The sequence below is a fragment of the Bradyrhizobium sp. ORS 111 genome (genome assembly GCF_045571485.1).
GTDB lineage: Bacteria > Pseudomonadota > Alphaproteobacteria > Rhizobiales > Xanthobacteraceae > Bradyrhizobium.
The window spans coordinates 5,105,409-5,122,827 of record NZ_CP120701.1; the positions used below are offsets into that span (position 1 = coordinate 5,105,409).

The following is a 17,419-nucleotide window of genomic DNA, read 5'->3' on the forward strand; positions in this document are numbered from 1 at the left end:
GCTTCAGGCGGCCTGTGTCATCTTTCCAATCTGCGGATCGAGGGCGCCGGCGCGATAGCGCTTGGCCATCTCCGGCAGCGGGACCACCTTGATCTTCCCGGCATTGCCGGCCGTGCCGAACTGCTCGAAGCGGTCGCGGCAGAGCTCGCGCAATGCGTCCATCGCGGGCTTCAGGAACTTGCGCGGATCGAACTCGCTCTTCGTCTGCACCGCGACCTTGCGGAACGCCGCCGCCATCGCCAGGCGGCAATCGGTGTCGATATTCACCTTGCGCACGCCGTGCCTGATGCCGCGGACGATCTCCTCGACCGGTACGCCCCAGGTCTGCGGCATCTCGCCGCCGAACTGGTTGAACAGGTCTTGCAGCGGCTGCGGCACCGAGGACGAGCCGTGCATCACCAGATGCGTGTTGGGCAGGCGTGTATGGATCTCCTCGACCACGCGCATCGCCAGGATCTCGCCGTCGGGCTTGCGCGTGAACTTATAGGCGCCGTGCGAGGTGCCCATCGCGATGGCGAGCGCATCGACCTTGGTGGCGCGGACGAACTCGACGGCCTGGTCGGGATCGGTCAGAAGCTGGTCATGACTGACCTGGCCCTCGACGCCATGGCCGTCCTCCTGCTCGCCGCCGCCGTGCTCGAGCGAACCGAGCACGCCGAGTTCGCCCTCGACCGAGGCGCCGACCCAATGTGCCATGTCGACGACGCGGCGGGTGATGTCGACGTTGTAATCATAGTCCGCCGCGGTTTTGGCGTCCGCTTTCAGCGAACCGTCCATCATGACCGAGGTGAAGCCGTAGCGGATCGCGGTGGCGCAAGTTGCCTCCTCGTTGCCATGATCGAGATGCAGGCAGAGCGGGATCTGCGGGTACATCTCCTCCAGCGCATCGATCATCTTCGCCAGCATGATGTCGTTGGCGTAAGCCCGCGCGCCGCGCGAGGCCTGGATGATGACCGGCGCATCGCAGGCCGCCGCCGCCTCCATGATGGCGAGGCCCTGCTCCATGTTGTTGATGTTGAAGGCCGGCACGCCGTAGCCGCGTTCAGCGGCATGATCCAGCAATTGCCTCAGGGTTATCCGAGCCATGGGGTGGTCCTCCTTTCAGTTCGATCGACCGGTCACACGCTTTGCCGCGGCGGCGACGGCGGCAGGCGTGATGCCGAATTCGCGGTAGAGCGTGTCGGCGGGCGCGGAGGCGCCGAAACCGGTCATGCCGATAAACGCGCCGTCCTCGCCGAGCCAGCGTGCCCAGTCACCCTCGACGGCGGCTTCAACACCGACCCGCGGCGCATCGCCCAGCACCTTTGCGCGATAGTCGCTCGGCTGCTGGCGGAACAGGTCGAAGCACGGCGCCGAAACCACCGCCGCCTTGATCCCTTCTTCCGCCAGCAGCTTTGCGGCTTCGAGCGCGATCGCCACCTCCGAACCCGTCGCAATCAGGGTGACGTCACGCGCGAAGTCGGGCTCGACAAGGACATAAGCGCCGAGCGCGACCTGGTTGTCTTTGCTGCCGTCGCGAACTGTCGGCAGCGCCTGCCGCGACAGACAGAGGATCGACGGCGAGGTTTCGGCCTTCAATGCACAGTCCCAGGCTTCGGCCGTTTCGACCGCATCAGCCGGGCGAAACACCAAGAGGTTCGGGATGGCGCGCAACGCAGCCAGATGTTCCACCGGCTGATGCGTCGGCCCGTCCTCGCCGAGCCCGATCGAGTCGTGGGTCATCACGTGGATGACGCGGATTCCCATCAGCGCCGCGAGCCGAAGCGCCGGGCGGCTGTAATCGGCGAAGGAAAGGAACGTGCCGCCATAGGGAATAAAGCCGCCATGCAGAGCGATCCCGTTCATCGCGGCGGCCATAGCGTGCTCGCGGATGCCATAGTGAATGTAGCTGCCGTCGAGCGTTTCCGGCCGCACCGGCACTTGCGTCTTTGCCAGCGTGAGGTTGGAGTGCGTGAGATCGGCCGATCCGCCGAGCAGGTTCGGCAAGGCCTGCGCGATGACATCGATCACCTGCTGCGAGGCCTGTCGTGTCGCGAGCTTCGGCCGCTCCGACGCAAAGCGCGCCGTCAGCTTGGCCATCGCCTCGGTATAGGCGCAGGGCAATTTCCGGTTCAGCGCATCATGGAACGCGGAGCGCTCGCCGTTGCAGGTCCGCCGCGACCGCTCGATCCAGGCGCGGCGGGCATCGCGGCCGCGCGCGCCGATCGCGCGCCATTCGGCGAGCACGGCATCCGGCACCTCGAATGCCGGATACCGCCAGCCCAGCGCAGCGCGGGTCTTGCCCACCTCCTCGGCGCCGAGCGGTGCGCCGTGAACCTTCTCGCTGCCCTGCCGGTTCGGAGCACCGAACCCGATGATCGTGCGGCAGGCGATCAGCGACGGACGATCGCTGGCCTTGGCCTGCCGGATTGCCGCCGCGACAGCCTGCGGATCGTGACCGTCGATGCTGGCAACGCTCCAACCGCTGGCCTTGAACCGCGCGACCTGGTCGTCGGAGCAGGACAAGGAGGTGGCGCCGTCGATCGAGATGCGGTTGTCGTCGAACAGCACGATCAGCCGGTTGAGCCGCAAATGACCGGCGAGCGAGATCGCTTCGTGGCTGATGCCCTCCATCAGGCAGCCGTCGCCGGCGATCACGTAAGTATAGTGATCGACCAGGTCGTCGCCGAAGCGCGCGTTCATCAGCCGCTCGGCAAGCGCCATGCCGACCGCGGTGGCGATGCCCTGCCCGAGCGGCCCGGTCGTGGTCTCGACACCCGGTGTATGGCCGTATTCGGGATGGCCTGGGGTCTTCGATCCCCACTGCCTGAACGCCTTGAGCTGATCGAGCGTCATGCTCTCGTAACCCGTCAGATAGAGCAGCGCATAGAGCAGCATCGAGCCATGGCCAGCCGAGAGCACGAAGCGGTCGCGGTCCGGCCAGGCCGGATCGGTCGGGTCGAACTTGAGGAAATCCGAGAACAGGACGGTCGCGACGTCGGCCATGCCCATCGGCATGCCGGGGTGGCCGGACTTCGCCTGCTCCACGGCATCGATCGCAAGAAAGCGAATGGCGTTCGCCATCTCGGCATGGCCGACGTCGGGGCGGCTGGCTACGGACGCAAGTGCGGTCATATCGTTCGCCTCTTTCGTTCGATCAGTTGCAGGATCAGCGGGGTGAGGATGAGCTGCATCGCCAAATCGAGCTTGGCGCCATGAACCACGATCGAGTTGGCGCGCGACATGAAGCTGTGCGGAATCATCGACAGCAGATAGGGAAAATCGATGCCACGCGGGTTCTTCAGCCGGATCACCACCATCGATTCATCCGGCGTCGGGATCCAGCGTGCGATGAACGGATTCGAGGTGTCGACCGTCGGCACGCGCTGGAAGTTGATGTCGGTCTCGGTGAACTGCGGACAGATGTAGTTCACGTAGTCGGGCATGCGCCGCAGGATGGTATCGGTCACAGCCTCCGTGGAATAGCCGCGATGGCTGCGGTCGCGATGCAGCTTCTGGATCCATTCGAGGTTGATGACCGGGACGACGCCGATCTTGAGGTCGGCATGCTGCGCGACGTTCACCTTGTCGGTGACCACGGCACCATGCAGGCCCTCATAGAACAAGAGATCGGAATTCTCCGGCAACGGCTCCCAATCGGTGAAGGTGCCGGGCTTGGCGCCGTAGAGCCGCGCCTCCTCCTCGTCGTGCACATAGTGGCGCGTCGTTCCGCTGCCGGTTTCGGCGTAATCGCGGAACAGCTTCTCCAGCTCTTCGAACAGGTTGGTCTCGGGGCTGAAATGGCTGAAATGCTTGTTGCCCTGCTCGGCCTTCTCCAGCATCTTGCTGCGCATCTCGGCCCGGTCGTAGCGATGGAACGCGTCGCCCTCGATATAGGCAGCGACCACGTTCTCCCTGCGGAAGATGTTCTCGAAGGTCTTCTTGACCGAGGTGGTGCCGGCGCCAGACGAGCCGGTGATCGAGATGATGGGATGTCGACGAGACATACGATCCCCCCTCAGCGGAACAGGCCGCGCCGTGCGAACAGCGGGGCATCGCTGCTCTCGAACAACGGCTCGACGGTCAGGTGGATCGCATCGACGTCGCGCACGGCGCGCGTCGATCCCATGATGAGGGGCACGCGCTGATGCGGCGTGCGTGCCGACAATTCGAGGATGCGCGACCGGCCATTCGACGCGGCGCCGCCCGCCCATTCCATGATCAATGCGATCGGATGGGCTTCATACAGCAGGCGCAAGCGGCCTTCGCGATAGCCCGGACGCGCGTCGGCGGGATAGAGGAACACGCCGCCGCGCATCAGGATACGGTACGCTTCGGCGACCAGCGAGCCGATCCAGCGCATGTTGAAATCCTGACCGTGCTCACCGTTGACGCCGGCAAGACACTGGTCGATGTAGCTGCGCACCGCACCACTCCAGTGCCGCCGGTTCGACGCGTTAATGGCGAATTCCGGCGCATCCGACGGCACCCTCAGATCACGCCCGGTCAGGAGAAACTCGCCCGTGCGCGGATCGAGCGTAAAGCAGTCGACGCACTGGTCGAGCGCCAGCACCAGCACGGTCTGCGGGCCGTAGATGAAGCAGCCGGCGGCACATTGCGCGGTGCCGGGCTCGAAGAAGGTCGAGATGATGTCGTGGGCTTTCGGCCTGATCGAGAAGATCGTGCCGACCGAGATGTTGTTCTCGAGGTTGGCGGATCCGTCGAGCGGATCGATCGCGATGCAGAGCGGCGCATCGGCGTCGAGCGTCTCCGGCAGCTCCGCCTCCTCCGACAGTACCGCCGCGACCGGCGCGGTCCGCAGCGCGTCGCGCATCAGGCGGTCGGCAACGATGTCGATGGCCTTCTGGCGATCGCCGTCGGGATTGATGCCGCCGCTCTCACCGCCGATCGCGGCAAGCGAGCCGGCGGCAATGGTGCGCGCGAGCTCGACTGCGGCACCCGCGAGCGCCTCGATCACCGCGACCGTGGCCGCGCGCATCGGGTTTTGCTGCGCCGGCCACTCCAGATGGGCATGCAATGACGGACGAATCTCCACGGGCCTCTCCCTTTGATCGCGCCCACTTGCCGAGGCTTCGACCGGCGACCCACTGGAGTCGCCTTGCCGCTATCAACGCGCGAATTGCGGAATTAGGGAAATTTTATTATCTTTGGTCCTGCCAAAGTATTTCTTATGGAAGGGCTCTTCATGGCCGGCCACTTCACGCGCGACCTCACCATCCGCCAGCTCCGCGCGCTGGCCGCCGTGCACGAGGCCGGCTCGATCACGTCGGCCGCCAACCGCCTCAATCTGACCCAGCCGGCGGTGACGTTGCAGCTCCGCAACCTGCAGGCGCTCGCCGGGTTGCCGCTGATCCAGCGCACCGGCGACGGCATGGCCTTGACCGACGCCGGCGCTCATGTGCTGACTTTGGTCGAACGGATCGAGGCGGCGCTCAAGGATTGCGAGCAGTCACTCGACATGATCGCCGGCCGCAGCGGTGGACGCGTTGCGATGGGCGCGGTCAGCACCGCGAAATACTTCGTGCCGTTCGTGATCGCGGCGTTCTCGCATCGCTTTCCCCAGATCGAGGTCACGCTCAAGATCGGCAACCGCGAGGAGATCCGCGACGCGCTACGCGGCTACGACCTCGACATTGCCGTGATGGGACGGCCGCCGGCCGACGTCGAGGTCGAGATGCGGCCGCTCGGCCGTCATCCGCACTTCATCATCGCCGCGCCGGATCATCGTCTGGCACGACGGCGCCACGTCGCCGTCTCCGAGCTCGCGGGCGAGACCTTCATCACCCGTGAGCAGGGATCCGGCACGCGCATGCTGATGGAGCAGTTCCTCCAGCGGGTCGAGCTGACGCCGAAGATCGGCATGGCGATGGACAGCAACGAGACCATCAAGCAGGCGGTGATGGCCGGACTGGGCATAGCCTTCATCTCGCAGCACACCGTGTTTCACGAGCTGGAGGACGGCCGCCTCGTGGTGCTCAAGGTGAAGGGACTGCCCATCATCCGGCAGTGGCACGCCGTCCGCCGCACCGACAAGATCCTGCTGCCACCGGCGCAAGCCATGATGGACTTTCTCGGCAAGGAGGGTTGGCGCTATCTGCCGAACACTCGCTAAGCGCGTCAGTGAAGCTTGAGCCGCAACCAGGTCCAGGCGATCACCAGCCCCGGCGCGCCGACCGCGAGCCAGGACAGATAACGGCCGACGTCGCCGAGCAGCAGCGCGGCAAGCAGCCCTGCCATTGAGAGGACTCCGAGCACGATGGGCGCGCCAAAGACGGCGACCCAGCCCTGCGATCGACCGGGAGACGACGTCATTGCGCCGGCACCGTTTGCCCCAGCGCCGTGGCGCGCGCCCGCTTCCGCCGCCGGGCGAACCAGAGATAAAGGCCGCTGCCGATCACGATGATCGTAAGGACGTCCAGCACGGCCCAGATGATCTTCAGCGGCATACCGCCATAGTCGCCGAAATGCAGTGGCTGGGAGATCAAGAGCGCCTGCAAGTAGGCCGGCAGCGCCCGCGTGTCCGAAACCTCGGCGGTCTCGCCATCGAGTAGAACGGGCTTCAACAGCCGGGAGGTCAACGGCGTGTCGCCGCGCATGAAGGCGGCGTAGTGATGCGACGAGGTGAACGGCGTCCCGGGATAGGCGATGAACGCAACGTCCATGCCGGGCGCAGCCTGCTTCGCGCGCGCCACGACCTGATCGAGCGGCGCGAGCTTCGCCGGCGGTGGCTTGCCGGCATAGGGCTTCACCATCTCGGCGAGCTCGTTTGCCTTCCACTGGTTCAGCATCAGCTCCGCCCAGGTGTTGATCACCCCGGTCAGGCCGACCACCAGCGCCCAGACGATCGTGACCACGCCGATCAGATTGTGCCAGTCGAGCCAGGCGACGCGGCGCGCCGAGCGGTCGCGGATGGTGGCAAAGCGCAGCCGGCGTGTGAACGGCCAATACAGCACCACGCCGGAGATGATCGCGACCGCGAACAGCAGGCCCATCCCGCCGAGGAACAGCTTGCCGGGCTGACCGCCGAACATGTCGGTGTGCAGCTTGAGCACGATCAGCATCGGGCCGACGCCGACCAGCCCGAGCGGTTTCGCCGTCACCGCATCGAACGCACGCACGGTCGCGTCGTCGGGCTTTCCGTCAGGCGCATTGTTGGTGAACGCCATCACGGTCCCGGGCTCGTCTTTGTCCCACGACACATACTGCATCACCCGTCCCGGGTCGGCCGCGAGCGCAGCCTGCACGATCTGTTGCGCGGACAGCGGCGGCCGCCCGGCCGCAGCTTCCGGCTGCGGCGCATAACCGAGCGCCTCGTCGATCTCGTGGTGGAAGATCAACGGCAGCCCGGTGAGGCAGAGCAACAGCAGAAATACGGTTGAGATCAGGCTGGTCCAGGTGTGAACCAGCGACCAGATCCTGACGGTTCGCGCCTTCAGTCGTCCCTCCCCGTCACCATTTGTAACCCAGGCTCGCGGTGATGCGCCGCCGGTCGCCGTAGAAGCAGGACGTCGTCGACGAGCAACTGGCGACATAGGTGGTGTCGGCGATGTTGATGACGTTCAGCGCGGCGCGCCAGCCCTGCCATTCGTAATGGATCGCAGCGTCTCCGAGCACCACCGAGGGGACCTCGAGCGTGTTCGCCTGATCGGCGAAGGACGAGCCGACGTAGCGCACGCCACCGCCGAAGCCGAAGCCCGTCAGCGGCCCCTGCTGGATGGTATAGTCCGCCCAGAGCGACGCCATCTGCTGCGGCGTGTTGGTCGGGGTCTTGCCGATCAGGGCCGGGTTGAGATCCTTGCTGGTGAAGAGATCGTAGGTCGTGAGCGCACCGATCAGCTTCAAGCCGGGCAACGGATTGGCGACGGCCTCGACCTCGAAGCCGCGCGAGGTGACCTCGCCGGTCTGGTTCTGCAGCAGCGGATTGTTCGGATCAGTCGTCAGCGCATTCTGACGCTTCAGATCGAACCAGGCGAAGGTGAAATGGCCGTCGAAGCCCTTCGGCTCGACCTTGACGCCGACCTCGGTCTGCTGACCGGTCTCGGGCAGCAGCAACTGGTTCGAGGCGTTGAGGCCAATCACCGGATTGTAGCTGGTCGCATAGGAGACATAGGGCGCGACGCCGTTGTCGAAATTGTAGATTAACCCGGCGCGGCCGCTGAACTTGCTGTCCTCGCGATTGAGTAGCGTGACGCCGCTCGTCCTGTCACCCTGGCTGGTCGACACCCAGTCGTTGCGGCCGCTCAACACCAGCGTGAAGCGACCGAACTTCATCTGGTCCTGCAGATAGGTGCCGAGCTGCTCCTGCGTGATCAGGAAGTTGCGGAACGGTGCGCTCGTGAACGGCAGGCTTCCGAGGCCGTAGACCGGGTTGAACACGTTGAGCGACGGCGTCGTGCCAAACTGGAAGTTCTGGTAGTCATCGATCCGGTAGTCTCGGAGGTCGAGCCCGAACAGCACCGTGTGCTGAACCAGGCCGGTGCCGAAGCGATATTCGAGTTGGTTGTCGAGATTGGCCTGATTGGCCGTGTCCTTCGCGTACCAATTGTAGCGACCGAGGTCGCCCGCTGCCATGTCGGTATAACCGTTGCCGACCAGGCCCCGATAGGTCACGTCGACATGCGCGAAGCGGGCATTCTGACGGAACGTCACGTTGTCGGAGAGATTGCGCTCGAACTGATAGCCGAGCATCTCCTGCTCGCGCGTGAAGGTGTCGATCGAGGGATCGCCGACGAACAGGCTGGTCGGAATCCGGCCGAATGGCGCGTTAACGACGGTACCGACATAAGGTAGGAAGTTGATGCCGCGCGTTTCGTTGCGCGAGGCAGAGGCGAGCACGGTGAAGGTGGTGTCGGCATCCGGCTTGTAGGTCACCGATGGCGCGATGAAGTAGTTGTTGTCGGGCGTAAAGTTGACCTGGGTCCCGCCATTCTGGACCTGGCCCACCACGCGATAGAACAGCTTGCCGTCTTGCTGCGGCGTCGCAACCGGCCCGCCGACATCGAAGCCGAGATAGGCATTGCCGAAATTGTTGACGCCGGTCTCGATGTAGCGGATCGGCTCGGCCGGCGGCATCTTGCTGATCGCGTTGACGATGCCGCTCGGGCTGGAGCCGCCATAGAGCACCGCCGAGGGACCGCGCAACACCTCGACACGCTCGAGATTGAACGGCTGCAACTTCCAGCTCGCATAGGCTGTGTAGAAGAGTTGCATTCCGTCGAGGAACAGGCCGACGTCATCCGACTTGAAGCCGCGGATCAGGAACCAGTCATTGCGTGTGTCGGCGCCGAACGTGCCGGCCAGCACGCCGGCCGAATAGCGCAGCGTCTCGTCGAACTTGTTGGGCTTCTGGTCGCGGATCTGCTCGCTGCCGATCACAGACACCGACTGCGGCGTCTCCATGATCGGCGTGTTGGTTTTAGTTCCGGACGAACTGCGATGGGCGACATAGCCCTGGATCGGGCCGCGCGGACTCTCGACAAAGCCGACATCGCGAACCGGCTCGGGCTTTTGCGACGCGACCGGTTGCGCGGCGCGCTGGATGCGACGTGGTGCCACAGGGGTGGTTCGCCGACGCGCCTCGGGAGACGCAACCACCACCGGCGGCAGCGCCTGTGCGCCGGATTGCTGCGACGAAGGCGCTCCCTGCGCGATGGATGAATGCGGCACCAATGCCAATGCGGATGCGGTCGCCGACGCGGCGATCCGCAGACATGAATAGTTCAACGCGCCCTGCCCAACTGCAACGGAGTCCCACGGCACGCCGATGTCATGTCGAGGTGTGCCGTTGCAGGGCTTACGCGAGGGATGAAGATTTCTCTAATAGAAGCGCTCTTAGAAGCGATCCAAGAGTTCGAGTTTTACGTGCAGCACGCGATCAGGCTGACACACTCTCGCGCGATGGTTGCCAGGGCAATTGGTGCCCGAAATTCGTACTGGTCGATTGCGCCGCGCTTGAGGCAAATTCATCACAGGTCCGGCGGGGACCAGTACAAGGGCAATTTGTGTGCCGGCGCGGTCCGCCAAGCGCCGAGGGCTGCGCGTTCGGTTCAAAAGTCAAGGTGGGTACCACACCTTAATCATTGCGCTCGACCGGTGCGCGTGCGACATCTTGGCTGCGGAACGCGCCCGGCTCCATATCCCTGCGAGGGAGGATGAACCTGCAGACCCCGTCCCCGCCGATGCCTGACTTCAAGGCGTTGTTCGAGGCGGCACCCGGCCTCTATCTGGTGCTGACTCCACCCGACTTTCGTATAGTGGCGGCGAGCGACGCCTATCTGCGCGCCACGAAGACCGAGCGCGCGTCGATCCTCGGGCACGAACTGTTCGAGATATTCCCTGACAATCCTGACGATCCGGCCGCCGATGGCGTGCGGAATCTGCGGGCGTCGCTTGAGCGCGTGGTCCAGTACAGGCGAGCCGACACCATGTCGGTGCAGAAATACGACATCCGCAAACCCGATTCTGAAGGCGGCGGATTTGAGGAGCGCTTCTGGAGCCCGCGCAACTCGCCCGTGCTCGGACAGGGCGGACAGCTCACCTACATCATCCACCGGGTCGAGGACGTCACCGAATTCATCCATCTGAAGCGCCGCGGCGCTGAACAGGACAGGCTGGCGGATCGGTTGCGCGAGCGTACCGAGCAGATGGAAGCCGAAATCTTCATGCGCGCGCGCGAAGTCGAGGCCGCCAAGGAACAGCTCGAGGCCGAGCAGAAACTGCGCCAGGTGCAGAAGATGGAGGCGGTGGGGCACCTCACCGGCGGCATCGCGCACGACTTCAACAACATCCTGACCGTCATCACCGGGCTGATTGACATTCTTGCCGATGCGGTGGCGCACGATGCCGCGTTGTCCTCGGTCACCAAGATGATCAGCGATGCGGCCTCGCGCGGCGCGGAAGTAACCAAGCACCTCCTCGCCTTCTCGCGGCAACAGCCGCTGCAACCGCGCGAAGCGGACCTCAATTCGTTGGTCCAGGACACTGCGCGACTGCTGCGTCCCTCGCTCGGCGAGCAGATCGAGATCGAGACGTCGCTCGAGCCCGACGCCTGGACGGCCTTCATCGATCCCAATCACATGGCGACCGCGCTGCTCAATCTTGCGGTCAACGCCCGCGATGCGATGCCCGAGGGCGGCAAGCTGATGATCGAGACCGGCAACGTCGTCCTCGATGAGACTTATGCCGCCGCTAATCCGGAGGTGACACCGGGCGAATACGTGATGGTCGCCGTCAGCGACACCGGCGATGGGATTCCCGAGACGATCCGCGAGAAGGTGTTCGAGCCGTTCTTCACCACCAAAGACACCGGCAAGGGCACAGGCCTTGGCCTCAGCATGGTCTACGGGTTCATCAAGCAGTCCAACGGGCACCTCAAGATCTATTCCGAAGAGGGCCACGGCACCTCGATCAAACTCTATCTTCCGCGCAGCAGCGGAGACGTGGTCGAGGCCGAGCCGCCTGCCGTGGTCGACGGGCGGGGCGGTAGCGAATCCATCCTCGTGGTCGAGGACGATCCCCTGGTCCGCAACTACGTCAGCGCCCAGCTCGAGCAACTCGGCTACCGCACCGTGGTCACCGCCAACGGCCCCGAAGCATTGGCCGCGATCGACAAGGGATTCGTCTGCGACTTACTCTTCACCGACGTCATCATGTCCGGCGGCATGAACGGCCGGCAGGTCGCCGATGCTGTCACCGCCAGGCTGCCATCGGTGCGGGTGCTATTCACGTCCGGTTACACCGAGGACGCAATCTTTCATCACGGCCGCCTCGACCCCGACGTGACACTGCTGCCAAAGCCCTATCGCAAATCCGATCTCGCGCGCATGATCCGGCAGGTCCTGGCGCAACCGCCTGCGTCAGCGGCTGGCAAATAGCGCGGCCTCTTAGGCCCAAAGCTCGAACGGCTTTGGATCTTGCAGGCGCTTCCAAGCAGGCACGTAGAGGGAATAGACGCCGCGGCATCATGCGTCTCCACTCTTCTTGCCAGCCCCGTCGGGACGCGTGGCGCATCCTGACAGGAACAGCGTCGCACAGGCCTTGGCACGCGCTTCGATCTCGCTGCGCGGCGGCACCGGTTTATGTCCGAACATCACGTCGCGCTGCGGCTGGAAGATGAACATGCCGAGCAGCATGCCTGCGGCGGCCTGAACATCATCGAGAACGACCCGTCCTCGCTTCTGCTGGACACCAAGCCACGAAGCCAGCACGCCAACCGTGCGCTGCATGGCCTTTTCGTAGAACATCCCGGCGAGGTCCGGAAACTTGTCGCCCTCGGCGAGAATGATGCGCTGGATCGCAATGACCTCGGCCGCCAGCGCGAGATCGGCGCAGGTCAGGAGCGCGGTCTCCAATGCCGAGTGAATATCTCGACCATCACACGCGCCAAGATTCACGATGGAGACGAACCGGTCCATCCGGTCCGTCACCATGCCCTCGAACAGCGCCAGCTTGGTCGGGATCAGACGATACAGCGTCTTCGTGGATACGCCGGCGCGGCACGCCACGTCGGCAATATTCGTCGCGGCGAACCCGCGCTCCGCGAATTCATGCCGTGCAGCCTCATAGATCACGGCGCGTGTTTCATCGTCTGAGCGAAGCTGCGGCCGTCCGCGGCCGCGCCGCTCCGGCGCGCTTCCCTCAGCCTGATCTTTGTCTTTCACGCTCATCCGCCGATCCGAGCCATGCTTTTAGATGATGCCTGTCATTCCATTGACAGTCCCAATATGGGCTCTATTTTGGAAAACATCAAGTTTCCTAATTAGTCCACCGAGGGGTCACGAAAAATATCGCGACTTTCCAAAGGGATAGAGCGATCAGGAGCGCCCTGTCATGAGCCAGCACGAAACGTCATTCAAGGCCGAGAGCCAGGTTCCGGCCGAGACCGCCAAGCAGTTGCTCGCAAATCCCGAAGTGGCGACACCTCCAGCCGGCAAGGGCAAGCTTCGCCACCTGCTCCTTGCCGGCGCAGCCGTCGCCGTGCTTGCGGGCGCTGTCTGGTACGGCTGGGACTACTGGACCGTCGGCCGCTTTCTGGTGTCCACCGACGACGCCTATGTGAAGGCTGACAACACCACGATCGCGCCCAAGGTCTCCGGCTATCTCAGCAACGTGCTGGTCGGCGACAACGAGCATGTGCATGCCGGCCAGATGCTGGCACGGATCGATGACCGCGACTTCAAGGTGGCGCTCGATCAGGCCAAGGCCGACGTCGCCGCTGCGGAAGCCGCCGTCACCAGCAAGCGTGCCCAACTCGACGTGCAACAGTCCGTGATCGAAGCAGCCCGCGCCACGCTTGCGGTCGACACCGCCGCGCAAACCTTCGCTGCACAGGAGAACAAGCGCTACACCGACCTCGCCGGCACCGGCTTCGGCAGCGTGCAGAATGCGCAGCAGGCGCAGTCGCGTTACGCCAGCGCGCAGGCCGCCATTGCCCGCGATACGGCCAAGCTCGCTTCCGCACTGCGTCAGGTGGAGCTGCTCAAGGCCGAGATCGCCCAGGCGATTGCGGCGCAGGAACGAGCGAGCGCGCTCCAGCATCAGGCCGAGCTCAATCTCGGCTACACCACCATCGTCGCGCCGATCGACGGCGTGGTCGGCAACCGCACGCTGCGCACCGGCCAGTTCGTCCAGGCCGGCACGCAATTGATGTCGCTGGTCCCGGCCACCGGCGCCTATGTGATCGCGAACTTCAAGGAGACGCAGCTCACCGACGTCCGCAAGGGCCAGGCGGTGGAGATCGCCGTCGACATGTTCCCCGGGCAGGTCGTGCGCGGCCACGTCGACAGTCTCGCGCCTGCGAGCGGTCAGGAGTTCGCCTTGCTGCCGCCGGATAACGCAACCGGCAACTTCACCAAGGTGGTGCAGCGCATTCCCGTCAAGATCGCGCTCGACGCGACCTCCGTCGAGCTGCGGCCCGGCATGTCGGTGATCCCGACCATCGCGACGCTGTCGCGTCTGGCCCCCGCCTCGCACGCGAACTCAACTCCGAAAGTTGATGTCGCCTCCTTCAAATAGGTGAAGCCATGTCCGATCTCGCGCTCTCGTCCCCGGCCACCTCCCCCGGCGCCGCAGCCGCAGCCGTCGATCCCGACCGCGCCAGCGCGGCGGTGTGGATTTCCGTGTTCGCGGCGATGATCGGCGCCTTCATGGCGATCCTGAACATCCAGATCACCAACGCCTCGCTGCTCAACATCGAAGGCGGCATTGGCACCGGCGTCGACAACGGCTCCTGGATCTCGACGTCGTACCTGATCGGCGAGATCGTGGTGATCCCGCTCACCGACTATCTCAGCCGCGTGTTCTCCTTCCGCAACATCATGATCGGCCACGCCACGCTGTTCGCGGTGTTCTCGGTCGCCTGCGCTTTCACCCACGATCTGCCGTCGATGATCGCAATGCGCGGCCTGCAAGGCTTCTTCGGCGGCGTGCTGATCCCGATGGCTTTCACGCTCGTGTTCACCAAGTTGCCGAAGCCCCAGCAACCGATCGGGCTTGCGATGTTCTCGCTCGCCGTGACCTTTGCGCCGGCGATCGGCCCGACCATCGGCGGCTATCTCACCGAGAATTACGGCTGGCAGACCATCTTCTTCGTCAACGTGATCCCGACCGCGGTGATGGTCATGATCCTCTATTTCACGCTGGAACGGCAGCCGATGCAGCTCAAGCTGCTGCGCGAAGGCGACTGGCTCGGCATCGTGACGATGGCGATCGGCCTCTCGGCGCTGCAGGCGGTGCTGGAGGAAGGCAACAAGGACGACTGGTTCGGCTCGCCCTTCATCGTCCGCCTCGCCGTGATTGCCGCCGTCTCCCTTAGCCTGTTCGTCTGGATCGAGCTCGTCGTGGAGAAGCCGCTGATCCGGCTGCGGCTCTTGACCCAGCGCAGCTTCGGCTTCGGCACCATCTCGGCGGTGTTCGTCGGCTTCGCGCTGTTCGGTTCGGTGTACCTGCTGCCCGCCTATCTCGGCCAGGTCCAGCGCTACAATGCCGAGCAGATCGGCCAGGTGCTGGCTTGGACCGGGCTGCCGCAGCTCATCCTGATCCCGCTGGTCCCGATCCTGATGAAGCGCTTCGACGCCCGCTTCATCGCCTTCAGCGGCATGATGCTGTTTGCGGTGAGCTCTTTCATGAACATCTCGATGTCGCTCGATTACTCAGGCGATCAGTTCTTCGTTCCGAACATCGTCCGTGCAGTCGGCCAGGCAATCATGCTGGCGCCGCTGTCCGCCGTCAGCCTCGGCAGCGTCGCGCCGCAGGACGCCGCTGCTGCCTCCGGCATCTCCAACATGATGCGCAATCTCGGCGGCGCGATCGGCACCGCCCTGCTCGCCACCATCGTGACCAAGCGGGAGCAGTTCCACTCCAACATCATCGGCCAATCCGTCGACCTCGGCCGCGAGGAAGTGCGCTCGAGGATCGCCGAGGTCACCAACTACTTCCTGAGCCACGGCGTCACCGACCCCGCCACCGCGCATCAGCAGGCGATCATCGCGCTCGGCAATATCGTGAAGCGCCAGGCACTGGTGCTCGGCTTCAGCGATACCTTCGCCGTCATCGGTATCGTGCTGGTGCTCGCCGCGATCGCGATCCTGCTGACCGGCAAGCCGAAGGGCACGGCCGGAAGCGGCGCGGCGCATTGACCTTCCAGGGCCACGGCCGCTGTGCGCCATCGCCCTTCTCTCAAACTGCCTCGCGCAGCTTGAAGCGCTGGATCTTCCCGGTCTGGGTCTTCGGCAGCGCCTCGACGAACGAGATCGCGCGGGGATATTTGTAGGGCGCGATCGTCGCCTTCACGTAATCCTGCAACAGCTTGACCTCGAGATCGTCGTCCCGCGCGCCGGGTTTCAACACCACGAAGGCCGAGACGATCTGCCCGCGTTCCATATCCGGCGCGCCGATCACCGCGCACTCCGCGACGTCGGGATGTCCGAGCAGCGCCGCCTCGACCTCGGGACCGGCAATGTTGTAGCCCGCCGAGATGATCATGTCGTCGGCGCGCGCCACGAACGACAGCCGCCCATCCTCGTCGCTGACGAAGGCGTCGCCAGTGACGTTCCAGCCGTCGCGGACATAGTTGGTCTGCCTTTCGTCAGCGAGATAGCGACAGCCCGTCGGCCCACGAACCGCGAGCTTGCCGACCGTTCCCGGCGGCACTTCGTTCATGGTCTCATCGACGATCTTGGCCTCATAGCCGGTAACCGGATGGCCGGTGGTCCCGCCCACCGCGCTCCCGACGCGGTTGGTGATGAAAATGTGCAACAGTTCTGTGCTGCCGATGCCGTCGAGGATCGGCTTTCCGGTCTTCCTCGTCCAATTCTCGAACACCGGCGCCGGCAGCGTCTCACCCGCCGAGACCGCAAGCCGCAGCGACGACAGGTCGGCGCCGTTGTCCATCGCGGCCATCATGGCGCGATAGGCGGTCGGCGCCGTGAAGCAGATCGTCGCCTTGTAGTTTTCGATGATCTTGACCATCTCGCTCGGCGCCGCGTTCTCCAGCAGCGTCGCGGTGGCGCCGAAGCGCAGCGGGAAGATGGCGAGGCCGCCGAGGCCAAAGGTGAAGGCGAGCGGCGGCGAGCCGACGAAGACATCATCCGGCGTCACCTCGAGTACTTCCTTCGCATAGCCGTCCGCGACGATCAGGAGATCGCGATGGAAATGCATCGTCGCCTTCGGCTCGCCCGTCGTGCCCGACGTGAATCCGAGCAGCGCCACATCGTCGCGGCCGGTCTTCACCGCATCGAACTTCACCGGCTTGTTCAGCGCGATCCGGTCGAGCTCGGCGTCATGGTTCTGCGTGCCGTCGAAGTTGACGACCTGCTTCAGGAATTTGCTGGTCTTGGCGCAGGCGACCAGCTCATCCGCGATACGGCTGTCGGTCAGCGCCAGCGAGATCTCGGCCTTGTCGACGATCTTGGTCAGCTCACCCGCGCGCAGCATCGGCATTGTGTTGACGACGACGGCGCCCGCCTTGGTCGCGGCAAGCCAGGCCGCCACCAGCGCCGGATTGTTACCCGAGCGAATCAGGACGCGATTGCCCGGCTTGACGCCATAATTCTCCACCAGCGCGTGCGCCAGGCGGTTCGACCAGTCGGTCAACTCCTTGTAGGTGCGCTGGCGGCCGTTGCCGATCAGCGCGATGCGATCGCCCATGCCCTGCTCGACGATGCGATCGGTCAATTCGACCGCGGCGTTGAGATAGTCGGGATACCTGAACTCAGGCCGATCGAGCAGCAGCTTCGGCCATTGGTGGAACGGCGGCAGGTTGCGCCGTGCGAAATCGTCAACGTGCCCCGACGGGCCAAGCCCGGGAATTTCACCTGACATTCGATTGCCCCTTGCTTTCCATCCAGAAAGACCAAGACCAACATCGAGAAGATCAATATCGAGGACGCCCGGCAGCGTTCCAGTCGCGAGTTATTTTATA

Annotated in this window: 12 protein-coding genes; 4 read left to right on the forward strand and 8 right to left on the reverse strand. The window is 64.5% G+C overall.

Annotation, left to right across the window (positions count from 1 at the left end; genetic code table 11):
• Nucleotides 1–3: 3 nt before the first annotated feature.
• From fba to P6U30_RS23840, 4 genes are read right to left on the reverse strand one after another with little or no spacing between them, the layout of a single operon-like run.
• Entirely contained in the window at nucleotides 4–1,086 is a 1,083-nt protein-coding gene (gene fba, locus P6U30_RS23825) for a class II fructose-bisphosphate aldolase (RefSeq protein WP_407165331.1), read from the reverse strand.
• 15 nt (nucleotides 1,087–1,101) lie between these two features.
• Nucleotides 1,102–3,114 carry a transketolase gene (gene tkt, locus P6U30_RS23830; protein ID WP_407165332.1) on the reverse strand — a complete coding sequence of 671 codons (2,013 nt, stop codon included), beginning with the start codon at nucleotides 3,112–3,114 and terminating at the stop codon, nucleotides 1,102–1,104.
• On the reverse strand, nucleotides 3,111–3,986 hold the full coding sequence (locus tag P6U30_RS23835) for a phosphoribulokinase (protein ID WP_407165333.1): 876 nt from the start codon (nucleotides 3,984–3,986) through the stop codon (nucleotides 3,111–3,113). Before P6U30_RS23835 ends, tkt begins: the two co-directional genes overlap by 4 nt.
• A gap of 11 nt (nucleotides 3,987–3,997) precedes the next feature.
• A complete protein-coding gene (locus P6U30_RS23840) occupies nucleotides 3,998–4,978 on the reverse strand; it encodes a class 1 fructose-bisphosphatase (RefSeq protein WP_407170527.1) in 981 nt (326 codons plus the stop codon).
• A 207-nt stretch (nucleotides 4,979–5,185) separates the two neighbouring features.
• On the opposite strand from P6U30_RS23840, the gene P6U30_RS23845 reads away from it, so the two are divergent.
• The gene (locus P6U30_RS23845) at nucleotides 5,186–6,112 is read left to right on the forward strand and encodes a LysR family transcriptional regulator (protein ID WP_407165334.1); all 927 of its coding nucleotides are present in this window, start codon (nucleotides 5,186–5,188) and stop codon (nucleotides 6,110–6,112) included.
• A 196-nt stretch (nucleotides 6,113–6,308) separates the two neighbouring features.
• Here the strand turns inward: P6U30_RS23845 and P6U30_RS23850 are convergent, their stop codons facing one another.
• Both P6U30_RS23850 and P6U30_RS23855 read right to left on the reverse strand, forming a co-directional pair.
• Entirely contained in the window at nucleotides 6,309–7,532 is a 1,224-nt protein-coding gene (locus tag P6U30_RS23850) for a PepSY-associated TM helix domain-containing protein (protein ID WP_407165335.1), read from the reverse strand.
• The gene (locus tag P6U30_RS23855; protein WP_407165336.1) at nucleotides 7,450–9,759 is read right to left on the reverse strand and encodes a TonB-dependent siderophore receptor; all 2,310 of its coding nucleotides are present in this window, start codon (nucleotides 9,757–9,759) and stop codon (nucleotides 7,450–7,452) included. Before P6U30_RS23855 ends, P6U30_RS23850 begins: the two co-directional genes overlap by 83 nt.
• 392 nt (nucleotides 9,760–10,151) lie before the next feature.
• Here P6U30_RS23855 and P6U30_RS23860 point away from each other — a divergent pair, with 392 nt between their 5' ends.
• Entirely contained in the window at nucleotides 10,152–11,873 is a 1,722-nt protein-coding gene (locus P6U30_RS23860) for an ATP-binding protein (RefSeq protein ID WP_407165337.1), read from the forward strand.
• An 87-nt stretch (nucleotides 11,874–11,960) separates the two neighbouring features.
• Here P6U30_RS23860 and P6U30_RS23865 read toward each other — a convergent pair whose 3' ends face one another.
• Nucleotides 11,961–12,665, reverse strand: a complete 705-nt coding sequence (locus P6U30_RS23865) for a TetR/AcrR family transcriptional regulator (protein ID WP_407165338.1) — start codon at nucleotides 12,663–12,665, stop codon at nucleotides 11,961–11,963.
• A gap of 163 nt (nucleotides 12,666–12,828) precedes the next feature.
• Between P6U30_RS23865 and P6U30_RS23870 the strand changes: the two genes are divergently transcribed.
• Entirely contained in the window at nucleotides 12,829–14,013 is a 1,185-nt protein-coding gene (locus tag P6U30_RS23870) for an HlyD family secretion protein (RefSeq protein WP_407165339.1), read from the forward strand.
• A gap of 8 nt (nucleotides 14,014–14,021) precedes the next feature.
• Nucleotides 14,022–15,635, forward strand: coding sequence for a DHA2 family efflux MFS transporter permease subunit (locus P6U30_RS23875; RefSeq protein WP_407165340.1), 1,614 nt, complete (start codon nucleotides 14,022–14,024; stop codon nucleotides 15,633–15,635).
• 40 nt (nucleotides 15,636–15,675) lie between these two features.
• Here P6U30_RS23875 and P6U30_RS23880 read toward each other — a convergent pair whose 3' ends face one another.
• On the reverse strand, nucleotides 15,676–17,319 hold the full coding sequence (locus P6U30_RS23880; RefSeq protein WP_407165341.1) for an AMP-binding protein: 1,644 nt from the start codon (nucleotides 17,317–17,319) through the stop codon (nucleotides 15,676–15,678).
• Nucleotides 17,320–17,419: the final 100 nt, after the last annotated feature.

Excerpts from the sequence above, each read along its gene's own strand:
- tkt (WP_407165332.1), bottom strand. The coding sequence starts at position 3,114 with ATGACCGCACTTGCGTCCGTAGCCAGCCGCCCCGACGTCGGCCATGCC.
- P6U30_RS23880 (WP_407165341.1), bottom strand. The coding sequence starts at position 17,319 with ATGTCAGGTGAAATTCCCGGGCTTGGCCCGTCGGGGCACGTTGACGAT.
- P6U30_RS23875 (WP_407165340.1), top strand. The coding sequence starts at position 14,022 with ATGTCCGATCTCGCGCTCTCGTCCCCGGCCACCTCCCCCGGCGCCGCA.
- P6U30_RS23850 (WP_407165335.1), bottom strand. The coding sequence starts at position 7,532 with ATGTCGCCAGTTGCTCGTCGACGACGTCCTGCTTCTACGGCGACCGGC.
- P6U30_RS23840 (WP_407170527.1), bottom strand. The coding sequence starts at position 4,978 with ATGCGCGCGGCCACGGTCGCGGTGATCGAGGCGCTCGCGGGTGCCGCA.
- fba (WP_407165331.1), bottom strand. The coding sequence starts at position 1,086 with ATGGCTCGGATAACCCTGAGGCAATTGCTGGATCATGCCGCTGAACGC.
- P6U30_RS23845 (WP_407165334.1), top strand. The coding sequence starts at position 5,186 with ATGGCCGGCCACTTCACGCGCGACCTCACCATCCGCCAGCTCCGCGCG.
- P6U30_RS23860 (WP_407165337.1), top strand. The coding sequence starts at position 10,152 with ATGAACCTGCAGACCCCGTCCCCGCCGATGCCTGACTTCAAGGCGTTG.
- P6U30_RS23870 (WP_407165339.1), top strand. The coding sequence starts at position 12,829 with ATGAGCCAGCACGAAACGTCATTCAAGGCCGAGAGCCAGGTTCCGGCC.
- P6U30_RS23835 (WP_407165333.1), bottom strand. The coding sequence starts at position 3,986 with ATGTCTCGTCGACATCCCATCATCTCGATCACCGGCTCGTCTGGCGCC.
- P6U30_RS23865 (WP_407165338.1), bottom strand. The coding sequence starts at position 12,665 with ATGAGCGTGAAAGACAAAGATCAGGCTGAGGGAAGCGCGCCGGAGCGG.